General features: G+C 41.0%; 2 protein-coding genes. Both read right to left on the minus strand.

The window, feature by feature from the left end:
* Positions 1-110, minus strand: a 110-nt coding sequence (locus ACNPNW_RS06260) for a GntR family transcriptional regulator (RefSeq protein ID WP_448766750.1), incomplete at its 3' end; no start/stop codon positions are given.
* 17 nt (positions 111-127) lie between these two features.
* On the minus strand, positions 128-346 hold a 219-nt coding region (locus ACNPNW_RS06265; RefSeq protein ID WP_448766748.1), incomplete at its 5' end, for an L-lactate permease.

The following is a 346-nucleotide window of genomic DNA, read 5'->3' on the forward strand; positions in this document are numbered from 1 at the left end:
CCCAATTGTTCACAGAGTTGGCGTTCGGCAGGCAATCGCTCTCCGACTTGCACATTATTTTTTTCAATCAATAGACGTAACCGCTGTACTACTTTGTCGGAGACTTTCATTTTTTTCCTTGACCCGTTTACGGAATCATCCACGGGAAAATATAAGCTTGTAAGGTCACAATAATACCAATCATCACCGTAAAGATAATGCTGTGTTTTACTGTAAATCTAAATAAATCAGATTCTTTACCAACTAAGCCCACTGCCGCACAAGCAATCGCAATTGATTGAGGAGAAATCATCTTACCTGTTACTCCACCACTGGTATTGGCAGCAACTAACAAGACTTCAGGCAC

The sequence above is a fragment of the Acinetobacter endophylla genome (assembly GCF_053543775.1).